The 20289-nt window shown below is 47.0% G+C and carries 17 protein-coding genes; 2 read left to right on the forward strand and 15 right to left on the reverse strand.

The window, feature by feature from the left end; genetic code table 11:
• Nucleotides 1-67: 67 nt before the first annotated feature.
• The 6 genes from uvrA to QY97_RS02320 form a co-directional block, all read right to left on the reverse strand.
• Entirely contained in the window at nucleotides 68-2905 is a 2838-nt protein-coding gene (uvrA, locus tag QY97_RS02295; RefSeq protein ID WP_039230835.1) for an excinuclease ABC subunit UvrA, read from the reverse strand.
• A gap of 7 nt (nucleotides 2906-2912) precedes the next feature.
• Nucleotides 2913-4892: an excinuclease ABC subunit UvrB gene (gene uvrB / locus QY97_RS02300; RefSeq protein WP_039230838.1), complete on the reverse strand. Its 1980-nt coding sequence runs from the start codon at nucleotides 4890-4892 to the stop codon at nucleotides 2913-2915.
• A 245-nt stretch (nucleotides 4893-5137) separates the two neighbouring features.
• A complete protein-coding gene (locus QY97_RS02305; RefSeq protein WP_039230841.1) occupies nucleotides 5138-5371 on the reverse strand; it encodes a glutaredoxin family protein in 234 nt (77 codons plus the stop codon).
• A complete protein-coding gene (locus QY97_RS02310) occupies nucleotides 5368-6798 on the reverse strand; it encodes an MBL fold metallo-hydrolase (RefSeq protein WP_039230844.1) in 1431 nt (476 codons plus the stop codon). Before QY97_RS02310 ends, QY97_RS02305 begins: the two co-directional genes overlap by 4 nt.
• Before the next feature lie 189 nt (nucleotides 6799-6987).
• A complete protein-coding gene (locus QY97_RS02315) occupies nucleotides 6988-7224 on the reverse strand; it encodes a DUF2198 family protein (RefSeq protein WP_039230846.1) in 237 nt (78 codons plus the stop codon).
• An 80-nt stretch (nucleotides 7225-7304) separates the two neighbouring features.
• Nucleotides 7305-7949, reverse strand: a complete 645-nt coding sequence (locus QY97_RS02320) for a YfbR-like 5'-deoxynucleotidase (RefSeq protein WP_039230849.1) — start codon at nucleotides 7947-7949, stop codon at nucleotides 7305-7307.
• Nucleotides 7950-8090: 141 nt separating this feature from the next.
• Between QY97_RS02320 and QY97_RS02325 the strand changes: the two genes are divergently transcribed.
• Entirely contained in the window at nucleotides 8091-8921 is an 831-nt protein-coding gene (locus tag QY97_RS02325) for an undecaprenyl-diphosphate phosphatase (protein WP_039230852.1), read from the forward strand.
• Between the two features lie 332 nt (nucleotides 8922-9253).
• Here the strand turns inward: QY97_RS02325 and QY97_RS02330 are convergent, their stop codons facing one another.
• Both QY97_RS02330 and QY97_RS02335 read right to left on the reverse strand, forming a co-directional pair.
• On the reverse strand, nucleotides 9254-10897 hold the full coding sequence (locus QY97_RS02330; protein WP_046128659.1) for a flavin-containing monooxygenase: 1644 nt from the start codon (nucleotides 10895-10897) through the stop codon (nucleotides 9254-9256).
• A 37-nt stretch (nucleotides 10898-10934) separates the two neighbouring features.
• Complete coding sequence (locus tag QY97_RS02335; RefSeq protein ID WP_039230855.1) at nucleotides 10935-11882, reverse strand: alpha/beta hydrolase; 948 nt, start codon at nucleotides 11880-11882, stop codon at nucleotides 10935-10937.
• 145 nt (nucleotides 11883-12027) lie between these two features.
• Here QY97_RS02335 and QY97_RS02340 point away from each other — a divergent pair, with 145 nt between their 5' ends.
• Entirely contained in the window at nucleotides 12028-12723 is a 696-nt protein-coding gene (locus tag QY97_RS02340) for a LuxR C-terminal-related transcriptional regulator (protein ID WP_039230858.1), read from the forward strand.
• 44 nt (nucleotides 12724-12767) lie between these two features.
• On the opposite strand, the gene QY97_RS02345 is transcribed toward QY97_RS02340, so the two are convergent.
• The 7 genes from QY97_RS02345 to QY97_RS02375 form a co-directional block, all read right to left on the reverse strand.
• Nucleotides 12768-14105: a hemolysin family protein gene (locus QY97_RS02345; RefSeq protein ID WP_039230860.1), complete on the reverse strand. Its 1338-nt coding sequence runs from the start codon at nucleotides 14103-14105 to the stop codon at nucleotides 12768-12770.
• Between the two features lie 403 nt (nucleotides 14106-14508).
• Entirely contained in the window at nucleotides 14509-14928 is a 420-nt protein-coding gene (gene arsC, locus QY97_RS02350) for an arsenate reductase (thioredoxin) (protein WP_039230865.1), read from the reverse strand.
• A gap of 33 nt (nucleotides 14929-14961) precedes the next feature.
• Entirely contained in the window at nucleotides 14962-16260 is a 1299-nt protein-coding gene (locus tag QY97_RS02355) for an arsenic transporter (protein ID WP_039230867.1), read from the reverse strand.
• 14 nt (nucleotides 16261-16274) lie between these two features.
• Entirely contained in the window at nucleotides 16275-16622 is a 348-nt protein-coding gene (locus QY97_RS02360; RefSeq protein WP_232506217.1) for an ArsR/SmtB family transcription factor, read from the reverse strand.
• Between the two features lie 120 nt (nucleotides 16623-16742).
• Nucleotides 16743-17153 carry a hypothetical protein gene (locus QY97_RS02365; protein ID WP_039230870.1) on the reverse strand — a complete coding sequence of 137 codons (411 nt, stop codon included), beginning with the start codon at nucleotides 17151-17153 and terminating at the stop codon, nucleotides 16743-16745.
• A gap of 243 nt (nucleotides 17154-17396) precedes the next feature.
• Nucleotides 17397-18578 (reverse strand): PDZ domain-containing protein, encoded by a 1182-nt coding sequence (locus QY97_RS02370; RefSeq protein WP_039230873.1) that lies wholly within the window; start codon nucleotides 18576-18578, stop codon nucleotides 17397-17399.
• A 166-nt stretch (nucleotides 18579-18744) separates the two neighbouring features.
• Entirely contained in the window at nucleotides 18745-20196 is a 1452-nt protein-coding gene (locus QY97_RS02375) for a S41 family peptidase (RefSeq protein ID WP_039231015.1), read from the reverse strand.
• Nucleotides 20197-20289 lie beyond the last annotated feature (93 nt).

Raw genomic sequence — 20289 nt, forward strand, 5'->3', positions numbered from 1 at the left:
ATTCATTCAAGAATTGGCTTTCTGTCTATACTTACGAAGATTAATGGGAAAAGTTTCACGTTTTTCACTATTCACGCTGGCGATCACGTTCTAATATTCTCTTCAAATACCGTCCTGTATAGGATTCTTCCGTTTCTGCAATCACTTCCGGCGTACCAGAGGCCACGATCGTACCGCCTCTGTCCCCGCCTTCAGGACCAAGGTCCACAATGTAGTCGGCAGTTTTAATGACATCAAGGTTATGCTCGATCACTAGAACGGTGTCCCCGTTTTCCACCAGGCGCTGTAAAACGCTGAGCAGCCGGGAGATATCATCGGCATGCAGGCCAGTCGTCGGTTCATCCAAGATATAGAAGGAGCGGCCTGTAGAACGGCGATGAAGCTCAGAAGCAAGCTTTACGCGCTGGGCTTCCCCGCCGGACAGAGTGGTCGCCGGCTGGCCGAGCTTAATATAGCCAAGCCCCACGTCAGCAATCGTCTGCAGCTTGCGTTTAATTTTAGGAATATTTTCAAAGAACACAAGCGCATCCTCTACGGTCATATTCAGTACATCGGAAATGTTTTTGCCTTTATATTTTATCTCAAGTGTCTCCCGGTTATAGCGCTTGCCGTGACAAACTTCACACGGAACATATACATCCGGCAAAAAGTGCATCTCAATTCTAATAATGCCGTCACCTCTGCAGGCTTCGCAACGGCCGCCCTTGACGTTAAAGCTGAAGCGGCCTTTCTTATAGCCGCGCACCTTCGCCTCATTTGTTGCAGAAAACACTTCACGAATATCGTCAAATACTCCTGTGTACGTAGCTGGGTTGGAGCGAGGGGTACGACCAATTGGTGATTGGTCAATATCAATGACTTTATCTAAATACTCAATCCCCTTTACCTCTCTGTGCTTGCCCGGCTTCTGCTTCGCACGGTTCAGCTTTTGGGCGAGCGCTTTATGAAGGATATCGTTCACAAGCGTGCTTTTGCCTGAACCGGATACGCCCGTTACAGCAGTAAACGTACCAAGCGGAAATCTCGCTTTCACGTTTTTTAAGTTATTTTCCTTGGCTCCTATCACTTCTACCCAACGGTCGGTCGGCTCGCGGCGCTCCCTCGGCAGCGGAATAAATTTCTTCCCTGATAAATACTGGCCGGTCAGAGACTTCTCATCCTTCATGACTTCTTCAGGAGTGCCGGCAGAGATGACCTCGCCGCCATGAACCCCAGCACCTGGTCCAATATCAATTAAGTAGTCGGCTGCCATCATTGTATCTTCATCATGCTCGACAACAATAAGGGTATTCCCAATATCCCGCATGTTCTGCAGTGTTTTAATCAAACGGTCATTGTCTCGCTGATGAAGGCCAATAGACGGCTCGTCCAGAATATAGAGCACACCTGTAAGCCTTGAACCAATCTGTGTCGCCAGCCGAATCCGCTGAGCTTCTCCGCCTGAAAGCGTGCCGGCTGAGCGGCTGAGCGTCAGATAATCCAGTCCAACATCATTCAAAAAGCCAAGACGCTCCTGGATTTCTCTTAAAATAAGCGCAGCGATCTTTCTTTCTTTTTCAGTCAATTCCAGTTCAGCAAAGAATGTCTTCGCTTCTACAATGGAGAAGTCCGCCGTTTCGCTAATGTGAAGACCGTTTACCTTTACAGCGAGAGCTTCCTTCTTCAGACGGTGACCTCGGCACGTCGTACACTTCTGCTCTCCCATATATTTTTCCATCTGCTCACGTATGAAGTCAGAACTAGTCTCTTTATAGCGGCGCTCAACGTTGTTCAAGATGCCCTCAAAATAAATGTGGTTTTCACGGATTTGCCCAAAATCATTTTCATAGCGGAAATGAATCCGTTCTTTTCCTGAACCGTGCAGGATCTTGTCTAGCTGCTCCTTAGGCAAATCCTTTACCGGTACATCCATATCAATACCGTAATGGCGGCAGACCGATTCCAGCAGCTGCGGATAATATTGCGAGCTTGTCGGCTGCCAAGGGGCGATCGCGCCTTCTTTCAAGGTTAAATCAGGGTCCGGGATGACAAGCTCGACATCCACCTTTTGCTTATAGCCGATGCCATCACAGGTCGGGCAAGCGCCAAATGGGCTGTTAAAGGAGAACATGCGCGGTTCCAGCTCACCGATAGAAAAGCCGCAATGCGGGCAGGCATGATGCTCAGAAAATAGCAGCTCTTCCTTGCCGATGACATCAATGATGACATTCCCTTCACCAAGCTTTAGAGCGGCCTCGAGGGAATCAGCGAGTCTCGATTCCACGCCGTCCTTCACTACAATGCGGTCGATGACGACTTCGATCGAGTGCTTTTTGTTCTTCTCCAGCTCAATCTCTTCCTCGACTTCTCTCATTTCACCGTCTACGCGAACTCTTACGTATCCTTCGCGCTTAATATCCTCAAGCACCTTGACGTGTGCGCCTTTTTTTCCTGAAACCACAGGCGCCAGCACTTGAAGCTTCGTCCGCTCCTCGTACTCCATGATGCGGTCCACCATTTGCTCGATCGTCTGCGAAGTAATCTCAATGCCGTGAACCGGGCACGTCGGCCGGCCGATACGGGCAAATAACAAGCGGAGATAATCGTAAATTTCCGTGACGGTTCCAACGGTCGAGCGCGGGTTGCGGCTTGTTGTTTTCTGATCAATCGAAATGGCCGGTGACAGCCCCTCGATCGCGTCCACATCCGGTTTATCCATCTGACCGAGAAACTGGCGGGCATACGCCGACAGCGACTCTACATACCGGCGCTGGCCCTCTGCATAGATCGTGTCAAAAGCCAGTGAGGATTTCCCCGAGCCTGATAAGCCGGTAACCACCACCAGCTGATCACGCGGGATCGTTACATCTATATTCTTTAAATTATGTGCTCTTGCTCCTTTAATAACAATCTGATCTATTCCCATGTAACAGTCATCCTTCCGATTTCAACTCTAAAAGCGCATCGCGAAGCTCAGCAGCCCGTTCAAAATCAAGCGCTTTGGCCGCTTCCTTCATTTCGCTCTCCAGCTGTCCTATTAAGCGGGCTCTTTCTTCTGCTGTTATTTTCTTGCCTGCAGCAGCTGTACCATAGCCTTCTGCCTCCTCAGCCGTATACGTCGCCCGAATGACATTATGGATGTCTTTCTGGATGGTTTGAGGAGTGATGCCATGCTCTTCGTTATATGCCTGCTGCTTCTCCCGGCGCCGCTTCGTTTCCTCGATCGCATTCTTCATAGAATCCGTCATCCGGTCAGCATACATAATGACATAGCCGTTCGCATTTCGGGCTGCCCGTCCAATTGTCTGAATGAGCGAGCGCTCTGAACGCAGGAAGCCTTCCTTATCTGCATCTAAAATGGTGACAAGGGATACCTCTGGAATGTCCAGTCCTTCTCTTAATAAGTTAATTCCGACCAGCACATCATACTTGCCGAGACGGAGATCACGGATAATTTCAATGCGCTCGAGCGTTTTGATTTCTGAATGAAGATACTGTACTTTAATCCCCATTTCCTTCAAGTAATTCGTTAAATCCTCAGACATTTTCTTCGTCAGCGTCGTCACAAGCACACGCTCATTTCGGGCGGTGCGCTCATTGATTTCGTGAAGAAGATCATCAATCTGCCCCTCAATTGGACGCACATCAACAACCGGATCAAGCAGGCCGGTCGGCCGGATAATCTGCTCGGTCATATGCGGAGTATGATCGATTTCGTACGGACCAGGTGTGGCGGATACGTAGACAATCTGATTGATATGCTTCTCGAACTCCTCAAATTTTAAAGGCCGGTTATCTTTTGCGGATGGCAGGCGGAAGCCATGATCCACCAGCACCTGCTTACGCGCCTGGTCGCCGTTGTACATGCCTCGGATTTGCGGAATGGTCACATGCGACTCATCAATAACCATTAAAAAGTCATCGGGGAAATAATCAAGCAGAGTGTACGGCGTTGATCCTGGCGGACGCAAGGTTAAATGGCGCGAGTAGTTCTCAATGCCTGAACAAAAGCCCATTTCCCTCATCATTTCCAGGTCATAGCGTGTCCGCTGTTCAAGACGCTGGGCTTCGAGCAGCTTATCTTCTGCACGCAGTTCCTTCAGCCGCTCTTCCAGCTCCTGTTCGATATTCCCAATGGCGACGCGCATCTTCTCCTCGCGCGTAACGAAGTGGGAGGCCGGGAAGATGGCTACATGGTCACGGTCTCCGATGATTTCTCCCGTCAAGGCATCCACTTCCCGGATCCGGTCAATCTCATCCCCGAAAAACTCTACACGGAGACAATGCTCATCGCGGGACGCTGGAAAGATCTCCACTACATCTCCGCGTACACGGAAGGTTCCACGCTGGAACTCAATATCGTTCCGCTCATACTGTACATCAACGAGACGGCGAAGAAGATCATTCCGCTCAATCTCCATTCCGGTGCGCAGCGAAATTACAAGGTCGCGATATTCCTCCGGCGAACCTAAGCCGTAAATACAGGAAACACTCGCAATGATAATGACATCCTCTCTCTCAAACAATGCGGATGTAGCTGAGTGGCGAAGCTTATCAATCTCATCGTTAATGCTTGCGTCCTTCTCAATGAATGTATCTGTTTGAGGCACATACGCCTCCGGCTGGTAATAATCGTAGTAGCTGACGAAGTATTCAACCGCATTGTTTGGAAAGAATTCCTTAAACTCGCTGTACAGCTGGCCCGCCAGCGTCTTATTGTGGGCAATCACAAGCGTCGGCTTATTGACTTCCTTAATCACATTGGAAATGGTAAAGGTCTTGCCTGTACCTGTGGCTCCAAGGAGTGTCTGGTGCTTTTTGCCTTCTCGAATGCCGTTTACAAGCTCCTTAATTGCTTTCGGCTGGTCACCTTGCGGACTGTACTTAGATACAAGATTAAATTCATTGGTCATCTCTCAACCCCCCATCCTTCCGTTTCATATATTTCATCTATTTCTTCCATGCCGGTCAAAGGCCGATCATATGGTTCTTGTGCTTCAACAAGGTCGATAGTAATCATAATCCCCATTTTAGCATAATCAAAACCTTGCTTACCACTAATATGCGTACGTATGTTCTACAGCGCTTTCACCATAAAAAAGCCAGGCATACACCTGGCTTCAGCTGAGTGTTTACGCAAGCAGCACTCACTCCATATTTACTTCTTGATTAGCTCCATCACCGCATCGGGATCAAAGCCAAAAATCCAATCGCCATTGATGTTCGTTTGCGGCACGCCCATTTGGCCTGTCGTTTCGACTAGCCGCTGAGCCGCTTTGCGGTCCTGTTGTACGTTCACTTCTTTAAAAGGAATATCCTGTGCCTGCAAAAAAGCTTTCATCATTTCGCAATAAGGACATGTATTTGTTGAATAGACGGTTACTTCATTCATTTCTTTTCCTCCTTGTCACCTTGTTCAACGGGTCCACCTGCTTTCTCCCAGCCGTCAAAGCCGGTGAGCAGGTTCTCCACATTTTTAAACCCTTTGGCCTGCAGCAGGCTCGTTCCGATAGCTGAGCGGGCCCCTGTTTGGCAGTGGACAATAAGTTTCTTGTCCTTTGGAAGCTGACCTGCTTCCTCTTCTAAGTCTCCAAGCATGTGGTGATGAGCGGTCGGAATGTGTCCTTCGTCCCACTCCCTCTGCTGCCGGACATCAATCACGTATACGTCTTCCTTTGAATATTGCTCTTTTAACCGCTCAGCGTCAATGTTTCTGTACTTCTCCAGGGCATCTGCCTCTTTTAGCACAGACGGACTGACAAAGGCAGCGATCCGGTCCAAGCCGATGGACTGAAGGGAACGGCGAATGCTTTCTGTCTGCTCTTCGGCTGCTATAACAGCCAGTGTATGCTCATAATCGAGAAGCCAGCCAGCCCAGTTCGTAAAGATTCTTGTATACGGCAGATTGATGGTTCCCTTCAAATGCCCCGCCGCGAATTCCCGGCTGTCTCTCGTATCGATCACCGTTACGTCCGAACGGTTCATATATGCCCTCAAGTCCGTTAAGTGCTCCACATAAGGAATGGTTTCATTCGCCAGCACGTTCGGCCCTCCCTTGTTCACCTTTTTCATTACCGAGAAATAGGCCGGCGGTTCAGGCTGGTCCTTTAACAGCTCTTCATGAAAGCCTTCTTTACTCATTTCCTTTAGAGCCCAATTGTTTGCTTTTTCGTAGCCTACAGTAGAAATGGGTACAGCTCCGAGTGACTTGCCGCAAGCACTGCCGGCTCCATGTCCCGGCCAAACAATCAAATGATCTGGCAGCTGCTTAAATACCTGAATCGAATCATACATTTGCCCGGCACCGGTCTCTGCTGTCCCCTGCAGCTGAACCGCTTTTTCCAGCAAGTCCGGCCGGCCAACGTCCCCCACGAAAACAAAATCTCCTGTGAATATACCCATTGGTACCGCTGACCCGCTCCCACGATCGGTTAAAATGAAAGAAATGCTTTCCGGTGTGTGTCCCGGTGTATGCATGACTTTAAACTCCACTTTTCCGACCATGAACACATCGCCATCTTTAAGAAGGTTCACAGACAGCCCGTCCGTGAACTCATACTTCCACTCTTTGCCCCCCTCATCGGATAAGTATAACGCTGCTCCGTAATCGCTGGCCATCTGCCTGGCTCCTGAAACAAAATCCGCATGAATATGTGTTTCAGCCGCTGCCGTTAGACGAAACCCTTCTTTCCTTGCCGTTTCAATGTAAGGGGTCAAATCACGTGCAGGGTCGATCACAATCGCTTCCCCTGTTTTCTGGCAAGCAATCATATAAGAGTATTGAGATAACTGTTCATCCGCATACGAACGAAAAAACATATAACAGCCTCCATTTCTTGAAAAAATCCATTTATCCATCATTACCCTCTACCCTATTTAGAAGCCCATAAAAATCCCTTCCTCAATAGAACCCCAAAAAAAATGCCAGCTGCCTGTAATGGCGGCAGCCAGCATCTTACACGAAACCTTCCCTAGTACAGCCTTGCAGCAGCCAGGTGAGGCATTGCTTTATTTTTCTTTATATGCTTCTTTTCTCATCATGCGCCCAGCCAGCCAAAAGCCGAATGTTAAGGATGCCGCGTCGATGATAATAAGCGGCCACGTATGCGTATAGCCTTTATAAGCGGAAGCCGCAATGAGCGCTACTGCCAGCAAAAGGCCCATAAAATGATTCAGCGTCACTCTAGTAAAAAACACAACGAGAAAACCCGGCATGAAGATAGCTAATAAAATTTTGTCTACCATGATCTCACTCTCCGCAAGATTCTGTTTGTGCCTTTATCATACTGGAACCTTTTAGGATTAGAAAGACTTTTTTAAAAGAATTATTCATTCCCATATTTCTGGACGATCTTCTCAGTCATATAGTGAAGCTCGGTATACGGGATGAACTCTTCCGCAAGCATATCTGGCAGAATGTTTTCAATGAAATACTGAACACAATGCATATCCCGGAACTTAATAATCGTAGACAGTGCCTCCTGGTACACCTCTAAAAACAACGGCTCCGGGTTCCGTTTCAGAATCTCTCCAAATGATTCATACAGTAAATCCACTTTGTCCGCTACAGACAAAATCCGGCCCTCGAGCGTATCGTCTTTCCCTTCCTTAAAACGTTCCGTATAGATCTCCTGCAGCTCAGGCGGAAATTCCTGTTCCACAAACTTCTTCGCCATCTGCTCTTCTACTTGCGAGAACAAATCCTTCAGCTCTTCTGAAGCATATTTCACCGGCGTCTTAATGTCGCCCGTAAACAGCTCGGCATAGTCGTGGTTCAAGGCCTTTTCATACAGAGAGCGCCAATTCACCTCATTGCCAGCCATTTCTTCTATTGTCCCTAAGAATTGGGCAATCTTTGTCACTTTAAAGGAATGAGCCGCTACCGTATGCGGCTGGTATGTAAACTTACCCGGCATGCGAAACAAATGCTCTAAATCTGACAAACTTTTAAAGTAATTATGCACTCCCATGTACCCACTCTCCTTCAAATAATCATTTAAGCAGACAACACAGCTAATGAAAAACCAAGCATGTCTCTTTCAATATGGACATACCTTTATTGTAACTATACAAACGTGAAGTCGCTATTTATTTTCTCTAGAGGTGAACAAATGAATTGGTGGGAGCTGTTTGTTGCTTTAATTCTTGGTCTAGTGGAAGGGGCTACCGAGTTTGCGCCCGTTTCCTCTACCGGTCACATGATTATAGTGGATGATATCTTGTTGAAGTCAAAGGAATTATTCTCTGAGCCCGTGGCTAACACTTTCAAGGTTGTTATTCAGCTCGGTTCCATTCTCGCCGTTGTGGTCGTGTTTAAAGAGCGAATCCTTCAGCTGCTCGGCTTGAAAAAAGAAAACAGCGCTTCAGGTTCTTCTGGAACCCGACTGTCACTGCTTCATGTGTTGGTTGGGTTGATTCCGGCGATCATACTAGGCTTTTTATTCGAGGATTATATTGATGAACATCTATTCAGCGTGCATACTGTACTGATTGGATTAGTTACCGGTGCCTTTCTTATGCTGGCAGCTGACTGGCTGGCGCCTTCACATGTCAGAACAGAAACAGTCGATGATATTACTTTTTCTCAGGCCTTCCTTGTCGGCTTGTTTCAATGTATTGCCCTTTGGCCCGGCTTTTCACGCTCCGGTTCTACGATCTCCGGCGGGGTGCTACTCGGCATGAGCCACCGGGCAGCGGCTGACTTTACCTTTATTATGGCCATGCCGATTATGGCAGGGGCAAGTGCTTTATCACTTTTTAAAAACTGGGAGTACTTTACGATGGAGGCACTTCCCTTTTTCACCGTCGGTTTCATTAGCGCCTTTATCTTCGCGCTGCTGTCGATCCGCTTTTTCCTCGCCTTGATCAACCGAATTCAGTTAACACCATTTGCGATTTACCGGATCGTGCTGGCAGCTGTTATTTACTTTTTCTTTCTATAGCAAACGAAAGCCAGGCGTCCCAAGAAAGAGAACGCCTAGCTTCAGTTTGTAAACAAAAGGCGAAGAGAGAACGATTATTTGAAAGCATCTGCTTCTTTATATACGTGAAAAGCATAGGGCTATCCAAACTTTGTAAACTGATGTTGATTGGAATGGAAGGCGCGAAGACTCCTGCGGGATCAGCGGGACAGGTGAGACCCCGCACAAGCGAAGCTTGAGGAGGCTCACCGCCCGCCCCGCGGAAAGCGAAGCGCCTGGAGTGCAATCAACGGCCCTATTTTAAGATAAACAGGTGGCAGAGAAGTGTCTGCAGCCTAAAGCCAGGCGTTCTGTTAGCTAGGTGTCGTTTGTTCAGCAACTGTTAAGGAAAAGCCTTCGTAGCCTTTTTCGGCTACCTCATCACAAATTTGACGGTAAGGAGCATAGCCTCCTACGTATATTTGGAAACCGCGTGCCTTTCCTGGAATATTGGCTCCTGTGTACCAGGAATCTGTTTTCACATAAAGAGTCGCATCAGCGAGCTCTCTGCAGTGGCGGCTCCACTCATCCTCCGCTTTCCCCTCTGGTTCAATAACAGCTACGTTATTTTCACGTAAATGCTCCAGGCAGTCGGACACCCACTCTACATGCTGTTCAATAGCAGCAGGCATGTTCCCTAAAACAGAAGGACTTTCCGGCCCTGTCAGCATGAACATATTCGGGAATCCAGCTGTTGTTAATCCTAAATATGTTCTCGTCTGGGCTCCATTTTCCCACTTCTCTTTTAAAGACACACCGTCTCTTCCTTTGATGTCAATCTTAAACAAGGAACCTGTCATTCCATCAAAGCCTGTAGCGAACACAATCACATCCAATTCATATTCACCGTCCGCTGTACGGATACCGTTTTCAGTAATTTCCTGAATCGGCGCTTTTTTGACATCCACTAGGCTGACATTATCACGGTTATACGTCTCGAAATAATCGGTATCGATAATCGCACGCTTTGTTCCATAATAATGATCAGGCGTCAGCTTAGCAGCTGTCTCAGGATCCTTGACGATTTCCTGGATTTTTGAGCGGACAAAGTCAGCTACTAATTTGTTCCCTTCTTCATTTGTGATAAGGTCATTGTAAGCAAATAAAATGTGCCAGCCGCCTTTATCCCATGCCTCCTGCAAGACCTTCTGACGTTCCTCAGGCGTATCATCAAGGATAGAACGGTCTCTGTATTGTGCTCCTACGCCGATAGGAGTCTCTCTCATTTGCCGTCTGATCTCCTGATAGTTTTCTTTTGTTTGCCGGATGAACTCTGGATCATAAGGGCGGTTTTTCGCCGGCACGCTGAATTGCGGAGTCCGCTGAAAAACCGTCAAGTGGGCAGCCTCTTTAGCAATTACAGGAATCGATTGAATGCCGCTCGAACCAGTGCCGATGACGCCGACTCGCTTGCCGGTGAAATCTACCTTCTCATGCGGCCAGTGTCCGGTATGATACCAATCGCCTTTAAACTGATCGACCCCTTTGATATTTGGCAAGTTAGCAGTGGAAATGCAGCCCACGCCTGTAATAAAGTACTTGGCCGATACCAGCTCACCGCTATCTAGCTGTACCTGCCATCTATTCTGCTCTTCATCATAAGCAGCAGAATTTACACGGGTGTTAAACTGAATGTCCTTTCGCAAATCAAACTTATCAGCCACAAAATTGAGGTAGCGCAGGATTTCCGGCTGCTCAGGGTAACGGGAGGACCACGTCCATTCCTTATAAAGCTCTTCAGAGAAGGAGTAATTATAATAAATGCTCTCCGAATCACAACGTGCTCCTGGATAACGGTTCCAATACCATACGCCGCCGACACCGCCAGCTGCTTCCACTACTTTTGTTGAAAAGCCTGCCTCGCGCAGACGATACAGCATATAAAGTCCTGAAAACCCTGCTCCGATTACCACCGCATCTACCTCAGTGATTGGGTTGTTCTGTTGCTTAAGTGTCATTTAGTCAACTCCCTTTGTATTATTCTCTCTTTTTGGCTTAAGGATTTTTTACTTTGCTGTTTACTTTATCAAGGAACTTGGCAAAGCTTGAGATCGTGCCCTTAATTCGTTCAGGGAAGACAGCCATATTCGTAAAGTATCCATGAATCAAGCCTTTCTCGCATACCTCTTCCACTTCTACACCCGCTTCTCTTAAGCGTTTAGCATAAGCCATTCCTTCATCGCGAAGCACGTCATTCTCCGCCGTGATCACGAAGGCAGGAGGCAAATTGCTTAAGTCAGCAGCTAATAAAGGAGCAGCAAGCACATTCTTCTTATCTTCTTCATTATTAATATAGTAATCTCCAAACCAGATCATCAGGTCTTTATCTAAACCGTAGCCCTCCTTAAACTCCTCATACGATTTCGTGTTGAAATCGAGACTTGTTACTGGATAAATCAGCACTTGAGCCGAAATTTCAGGACCGTTCTGCTCTCTCGCTAATAACGACATAACAGCTGATAAGTTTCCGCCGGCACTGTCGCCGCCGACTACGATATTGGAAGCGTTTCCATTAATGGAGTCGGCATTCTCGCTTACCCATTGCAATGCCGCGTACGAATCCTTCACTGGTGTAGGAAACTTGTATTCAGGCGCCAATCGGTAATCCACTGAAACGACCACGCTATTTGTCTGGTTGGCGATCTCTCTGCAGCTCGCGTCGACTGTTTCTAAGTCACCAATTACCCAGCCGCCGCCATGATAGTAAACGAATATAGGAAAAGGACCTTGTCCTTCCGGAGTGTATACTCGAATACCGATCTCTTCATTCTCTCCAACAGGAATCTGCCGGTCTTCCACTTTAGCGAGCGGTGCCAGCTCTATCTCTACCGGAGGCATCTGTGCGAAAAGATCTCTGACTGCCTGCGGTTCCATGGATTGAAGCAAGGGTCCTTGGTAAAATGCCTCCAAATACGCTTTTGCTTGCGGATCTAAATTAGCCAACGAAACATCTTCCTTTCTTCAGTGGATAGTGTACACTTCAAGAACAGCAAATTCTTAAAATGCTTATTTAAAATATAAAATATTTAGTATAATTTGAATATTCCTAATTTTGGTGATATTATATCCCCTAAAAGGAGATGATATTGTGCCCTCTGCACACACTATCCGTGAGCATGTCCAAAAACTAACTGCTGCCCCAAGCCACGAAGACTTGTTATGCCAATCGCTTGAGGTATATATAAACCTCTTCCCTGTACTGGATGCGTACTTGCTGCGGTATTCTCCGATCGGCTATCTCGGCGAAGGGGTGATCTCTCTAAACCCAGCAGGCTTCGTACATATTCGAGAGCTGAGAGACGATATCCGTTCACTGCCGATTATTTATTCTGCTATCCGTGAGAAGAAAGCAAAGTACTGCGCAGGTGTGGAGTACTTGAAGCAAATCACCAGCAAGTATATACTTGCCCCTTCTGTCAATGCAATGGCTGTCGTTCCTATTGTTTTCGGTTCTTCAGTCATCGGCTATATTTGCAGCACCCAGTTTCCAGCAGACCCTGCTATCGATGAAGAGATGCTGCTTTCCCTTACCTTATTTGGCGAGCTGCTCGGAAAGCTGATTCACGACTCTAACAGCACAGCAGAGGCCCCCCTATTAAGTAAAAGAGAGCTCGAGGTGATGAAGAGAATCGCTTGGGGGGAAAGTACGAAAGAGATGGCCGCTTCGATGGAAATCAGCGAGCTTACTGTCAAGCAATATGTAAAGTCAGCTATAAAAAAGCTTGATGCCCAAAATCGGCCGCATGCTGTGGCCGAGCTGTTCCGTAAAGGAACGATCTCTTAATGAAAAGATACCTAAACAGGAAAAACCTGATTTGCAGATGCAAATCAGGCTTCTTTAACTGGTTCTAGACCTTCCGCTTCCAGACTTTCGAATATCGGAGCAGGCGCTGCCTGCTGCTTTGTCACTTCTACAGACTTAATATGGTAACCGTCCAATTCAACTACTTTGAAGATACAATCCCCATATTCTACTGCGGCTCCTTCCTGGACTTCCAGCTTCTCTGTCAAAATCCAGCCGCCGATCGTGTCAACATCCTCTTCATCGATATCTAAACCGAATAAATCGTTGACTTCGCTAAGCAATACTTTGCCGTCCAGCACCATCTGCTGATCGTTAATACGCTTAATCATCGGCACTTCGTCCTGGTCAAATTCATCACGGATTTCCCCGACGATTTCTTCAAGAATATCTTCCGTTGTCACAAGTCCGGCAGTACCTCCGTATTCATCAATTAAGATGGCCATTTGCGTACGCTCCTTCTGCATTTTCACCAGCAGGTCGTCAATGGCAACAGACTCAATAACTTGAATAACGGGACGGACGTAGTGATCAATCGTTAAATTCTTCTTCGTCTCATCCATGATATAGTCTGTCAATACTTCCTTCATATTTACAAGACCAATAATACGGTCCTTGTCGCCATCCGCAATAGGATAACGCGTATAATTCTCTTCTCTAACGATTTCGAGACATTCCTCTACCGTCTGAGATTTGTCAAACGCCACAATTTCCGTACGTGGCACCATGATCTCCTTAGCTAGACGGTCATCAAATTCAAAGATATTGTTCACATATTTATATTCTGACTGATTGATTTCTCCACTCTTTAAGCTTTCAGACAAGATCATTCGCAATTCTTCTTCAGTATGACCTACTTCACTTTCAGAAACTTGTTTAAACCCAAGTAAGCGAATAAGCAGTCTCGCTGATCCATTTAAGACTTTAATAAATGGATACATTAAGCGGTGAAAGATAATCAATGGTTTAGCAAACAACAAGGTGACCTGCTCTGCTTTTTGAATAGCAATTGTCTTCGGTGCCAATTCACCTACGACAACGTGCAAAAATGTAACAGCAAAGAAGGCAACTAAGAAGGATACAACACTAACAATCGGTCCAGTCATCCCAAGCTCCACAAATAACGGATGAAGCAGACGTTCTACCGTCGGCTCACCAAGCCAACCAAGCGCAAGAGCTGTAATCGTAATACCTAACTGACACGCGGACAAATACTCATCAAGATTTGTCACTACTTGCTTAGCTGCTTTTGTATTAGGGCGTCCCTCTGCTGCCAGCTGGTCAATCCTTGTAACGCGCACTTTCACGATTGCAAACTCAGCCGCTACGAAAAACGCTGTTAATGCAATCAGAATAGCAACCATGATTAAATTAAATATGTCGTCCAAATAAGATCCTTGTAGTGACCATTTGTACTACAAGGAATTACACCTCCGTTAATTAAGAATAGTTACTACTATTCAACCGACCTTTTTTCGCGCGCTGAGGCTTGATCCGGCCTGTTTGCGTACAAAAATCAGCTCGATTGTAGTCGTCCATAAGCCGAGTAACACTGCCTGCAAACATTACTATGTCTCTTTCTATTGCCTTCCCAACATCCTCACCTCACTTCTATATATACTTCTACTTTACGTGATTGCGTTTTTTCCGTCAATCCTTAGATCATGAAATTAGAACCATATAATGGAAGAAAACGAGCAAAACGGCGAAAATCGGCCTTTTTTAGAGGTGATAAAGCCGCACTTTTTTTAGTTTTTCACGGGGTGACTATTTCCCTTCTGCGGCAAACCGTTTGATTCTTTCTCCAATTTCATTGCGGACACGCTGAAATACTGCCCACTTTTCTTCCTCTGTTCCCTGTGCCTTCGCCGGGTCATCAAATCCCCAATGCTCCCGCTTCACCTGCGGTGGTGTCACTGGGCACTTATCCGCCGCATCACCACAAAGGGTGACAACTAGATCTGCATGATTTAAGATATGCGGATCAATCACATCTGATGTCTGTCTTGAAATATCAATACCCACTTCATTCATTGCTTTAACCGCTTTCGGGTTCAACCCATGCGCTTCAATGCCTGCGCTGCGCACTTCCCAATCGTCGCCTAAATGCTTCTTTGCCCAGCCCTCCGCCATCTGGCTGCGGCAAGAGTTGCCTGTACATAAGAAATAGATCGTTTTTTTCGCCATGTGCTGCATCTCCTTTGCTTCGTTAATGTTTTATTAATGAATGATAAGCAACCATACATACAGCCCAACGAGTGTAATAAACAAGGTTGGGATGGTTAAGATGATCCCCGTTTTAAAATACGTTCCCCATGAAATCTTCACGCCTTTTTGTGAAAGGACATGCAGCCACAATAAAGTAGCAAGAGAACCGATCGGTGTAATTTTCGGGCCTAAATCTGAACCGATAACGTTCGCGTAAATAAGGGCTTCTCTGATTACGCCGCTCGTATTCGTGTCCGCAATAGCCAGAGCGTCAATCATAACGGTCGGCATGTTGTTCATGACTGAAGAAAGAACCGCTGCGATAAAGCCCATGCCGACTGTTGCGGCAAACAGTCCTTGATCGGCGACAACTTGAATCGCACCCGATAGTACATCCGTTAAGCCCGCATTTCGCAAGCCGTACACAACGACGTACATACCGATGGAGAAAAAGACAATATTCCACGGTGCGCCTTTCAGCACGCTTTTCGTGTTAACCGCAGGGCTTCTTCTCGCCATCATCAAGAAGAAGATCGCCACGATACCGGCGATAATCGAAACCGGAATCCCTACAAATTCACTGGCAAAATACCCGACAAGCAGAACCGCGAGCACTGCCCAGGATAAGCGGAACATGCCTATATCCCGCACCGCTTCCACAGGCTTCTTCAGCTGTGCCGTATCATAATTCTTCGGAATGCTTTTGCGGAAAAAAAGATATAGCACCAGGATGCTGGCCGCTAAAGAGAAGAAGTTTGGCACGATCATGCGCGTTGCATATTCAACAAACCCGATACCGAAAAAGTCGGCTGATACGATATTCACAAGGTTGCTGACGACAAGCGGCAAGGACGTTGTATCCGCGATAAAACCGCTGGCCATAATAAACGGAAAAACCATCGCTTCCTTGAGATTCAATGCCCGCACCATCGCTAAAACAATCGGCGTTAAAATTAATGCAGCTCCATCATTGGCGAATAAAGCCGCCACGACCGCTCCTAAAATGGTCACGTAAACAAACATTAACACGCCGTTTCCTTTAGCGGCTCTGGCCATATGTAAAGCAGACCATTCAAAAAAGCCAATTTCATCAAGAATTAAAGAAATAATAATAATGGCAATAAACGCTAACGTGGCGTTCCAAACAATTTGTGTTACATCGATGACGTCTTGAAAGTCAACGACACCGGCTAATAAAGCAAGCACCGCTCCGCCACAGGCAGACCACCCAATATTTAATCCCTTCGGCTGCCAAATAACTAAAATGAGCGTTGCTAGAAAGATAACTACAGCTAATGCAGTTGCTGTCACAATAAAACCTCCGTTTACTTACAAATAATGCGCAAGCCTTTTGACTGAAGCTCCTCCAAATGCTTCTCCTGGCCCGGCAAATAATGAAGAAGCTGCTGAACAAGCTCATAATGCTGACTCTCTTCATTGATAGAATAATGAATCCACTGCCCTCTCCGTGTTTCCTTTACAAGACCTCCATCTCTCAGCTTGCGAACATGCTGGCTGACGGCTGGCTGGCTGATTTCGAAAATCTCTACAAACTCACACACACAGCACTCATTCGCCTGCAGCAGCTTCATCATCGTCAATCGAGTCTTATCTCCAAGCAGCTTCAATACGTGAGCCGCTGATTCGATCTCAACAGTTGATTGTTTATTCACCTCATACGCACCTCCTGTCCCGTCCATTATCATATAACAATTTACTTATATAAGCAATTCATTATTTAAATAAAAAGAGCACTGACTTCGCTCGTCAGTACTCTTTGCGTGATTATGACATTATTGATTTTGATCTTCATCATTCTGATTCTCATCAGTCGGAAGCTCATTCTCTAATACTTCATTATCGTCGATGATATCTCCGTTTTCTTCGCCTTCACCAGGAGTCATCTCTTCCTCTTCATTCAAGGCGTCGTCTTCTCCAGGAATCATGTCCTCTTCCTCATTATTCATATCGCCTTCGCCATCAGGAAGAACCCCGCCGTCGTCTCCCATTCCGTCCTCACCTTCAGGAAGAACATCCGTGTCCTCATTTGTGTCATCTATATTGCCGTCATCATCCACATTGCCATTATCCGGCGTTTGCTCCATATTCTCATCCTCTACTTCTGGCTCATCATTATTACAAGCCATCAGTACCGCACTGGACAGGAAGAGAGCCGGCAAAATACGCAGCCATTTGTTCATCATTGACTTTTCCTCCTTTCCCAATATTCTCTTCTTTATCGCCTTATCAGCTTGTACCACTTATTTATTTTTTATGCATTGCTTTCGCACTCTGTAAACAATATGTCATGTGAGGCCTTATCATCATCCATCGCGCTCCCATCCTTCTGAAAAGGGATTCGCCGTATTGATTATGTACGAAAGAAAGCCCGCCAGCAGACAAAAGCTTGTCCTTGCTGACGGGCTTCTTCGTTTAAAAAAACAGGATTAGTTTTCTCCTAAAATATACTCGCTTTCCTCTTCGACGAACAATAGGCCAAGCTCATGATGCTCTCCGGCATACAGCGACCCTTGAACAAAACGGTTCTGTCCATTTACATCGACTACTTCAAGCTTGCAGTAGGCCGCATTCTTTTGAAGCGCCTCATAGAACTGGTTTTCACTTCTGACGGCAATGCCGTTTACCTTATGGACAATCTCCCCGATTTTCAAATCCAGCTTTCTTGCCGGCGTGTTCGGCAAAATACCAATAATCATGAGACCCATCGGCTGCTTTGTAAAGAAATACGGATGGTTGCTCTCATAGGAATAATGGCGCCAAGAGATCCAGATTCGGCCCAAAATGACAAGCACAGCACTCGCCACCGCAAGAAGGGGCAGCCAGTAAGCTGCCACCGCCAGCACGAGCGAAGCAATACCTAACGTGATGACGCTCTTACCAGTCGCTTTCACAGCGAGCTCCGGCAGCGTGCTCTTAATAAGCTGAGCAAAGCCCACTAAAAAAGGAAACCAAATAAGCGCATATGCTTCCGCTCCGATGGAAACCACCGGCCACCACGAAGCAAAAGAAGGCAGGTCTCCTGCTGGCAGAACCATAAAGACGGGCACAAGCCAGAGACGCTGTGCAAGCTGCATACCTACCTTTAAGCCGCGCGGGCTCTTTGTCAGGCGAGGAGAAGTCCCTTGCCACCCCTGCTTAATCATCAGCAGTCCCTCTGTTATCACGAGAAGAGCCATTAATAAGACAACAGTCACCAGCATGCCTTCAAAGGAAAGAGCCTGATCTGGAATAAAGGAATAGCCAAGCGTCTCCGCTGCGTAAAACAGTAAAACCGCCGCACCGACTGTCCAGGCTGGTGACAGCAGACGGAAGCCAACCAGGCTGAAGATGACCGTGACTGCCGCAATCATATTCAGCAGCTCAATCGGCAGCGTGAGGCCGAGAACAAGCGTGACGACAGACAGAAGCAAACCGATTAATAAACTCGAAGGCAAAATGTAGCGGATTTCTTGGTAAATATCATATACGCGTGTTTGAAAATCTTTCCGCTCTCTCGAAACCCGGAACATTCCAGCTATAAAAGCGAGCAAAAAAGAAAAATAAAAAAGCGGATGAATAAATAATTTCCCTAACCCTGCTAAAAATTCTACTAACCATTCTTGTAACACGGCGTTCCCCACCTTACTATTGCTTACCTTTCAGTCAACATTGTACCAAAAAAAGAGGAAACGCGTGAGTATGTATTGCAAAAGAAGCCGAACATTTACGAAAAGGATGTCGAAAATGGGGCGTTTTCGACATCCTTTCTTCTGTCATTGCTCTTTTATGACATATTTAACGCTCCAGGCTCTTCATGTAAGCGATCGCTGCCTGCAGCTGCAGATCATTCTTTTCCTTCCCCATTTCCTCCATCCACCGTTCCTCCAGACGGCTGGCTGTTTCTTTATCGAGAAGACCTGTTTCCTTTAGTCCCTCTTTGATTTGCAGAGCGCGGACGGCCTTTTCAGTTTCTTCGCTAAAGTATCCGTCCGTGCGTCCCGGTGCATAGCCGAGGCCTTCGAGCATCATTTGCGCGCTCTTCACCCGGTCGTCGTTCATCTCTCTTTTAAGCGGCTCATCTACCTGCAGCGGGTGGGCATAGAAGTAATCCGGCTGCTTAACTTCAATGTCCGGCATAATGCCTTTTCCGTGAATCCAATTGCCTTCTGGTGTTAGCCACTTATGAGTAGTCAGCTTCAGGTTGCTGCCGTCCCCGAGCGGCACTGGCTGCTGGACGGTTCCCTTTCCGAAGCTTCTTTGTCCGATCACCTTGTAGCCTTCTGCTTCCTTCAATGCTCCCGCTAAGATCTCTGAAGCCGAAGCGCTTCCTTCATCGACCAGGACGGAAATCGGATAAGGCTTCACCTTTTCTTTCTCAGAGAAGTACGGCACCTTCCGTCCATCCTTTTCTTCAATTTGCAAATACGGCTTATTTTCTGTGACCAGCTCTTTTAAAATGTTCTCCACACTCGTCAGGAAGCCTCCAGGATTGCCGCGCACATCAATAATTAGTCCGTCTATGTCCTTTTTCTCCAGCTTCTTCAGCTCTTCTTTGAAATCTTTCGCGGTGTCCTCTGAGAAGGAAGTGATTTCAAGCACGCCAATCTGTCGATTCCCCGCTTCCTCGACTTCAGCGAATACTGTTTCAATCGGAATGGTGTCGCGCTTTACTTTAACATCCAGCGGCTTCGTCAGCCCTGAACGCATCACACTGAGCGTGACCGTCGTTCCTTTTTTGCCCCGGATTTTCTGCGTCGCTTCGTAGATCGTCAGCCCATCAACCGATTCACCATCTATGCTGACGATTTGGTCTTTCGGCTTAAGGCCTGCCTTCTCTGCCGGTGAATCCTTAAATGGCGCAACAATCGTCAGCTTGCCATCTGCCACTGTAATCTCTGTTCCAATTCCTTCAAATGAAGAATCAAGTGAGTCATCAAATTGCTTGGCTGTTTCAGCATCCATATAAGCGGAATAAGGATCCTCAAGCGAGCCTACCATGCCGTCAATCGCACCTTCCACCAGCTCTGCTTGGTCCACCTTTTCAACATAGCGTTCTGTAATCACCTGGTAAGCCGTCTGCACTTTATGAAGCTCATCCGGCAGCACAGCTTGTCCATGCGACTGGCCGCCTCTCTGAAGCTCAGCGGATTCTCCATCGTCCCCTAATATGGACATTCCTCCGTACATGCCTCCCGCTCCCATAGCGAAGCAAGAAGCTGCCAATACAGCTGCCCATCTTCTCTTCACCATTCTCCTCCTCCTATCTGAAGACCAAAAAAGCTGCCGGCAGGCCTTCACTCCGACAGCCCTCCTCCTCTACCCTATGAGGAAAACGGACAA

The sequence above is a fragment of the Bacillus thermotolerans genome (genome assembly GCF_000812025.2).
Classification (GTDB): domain Bacteria; phylum Bacillota; class Bacilli; order Bacillales; family Domibacillaceae; genus Quasibacillus; species Quasibacillus thermotolerans.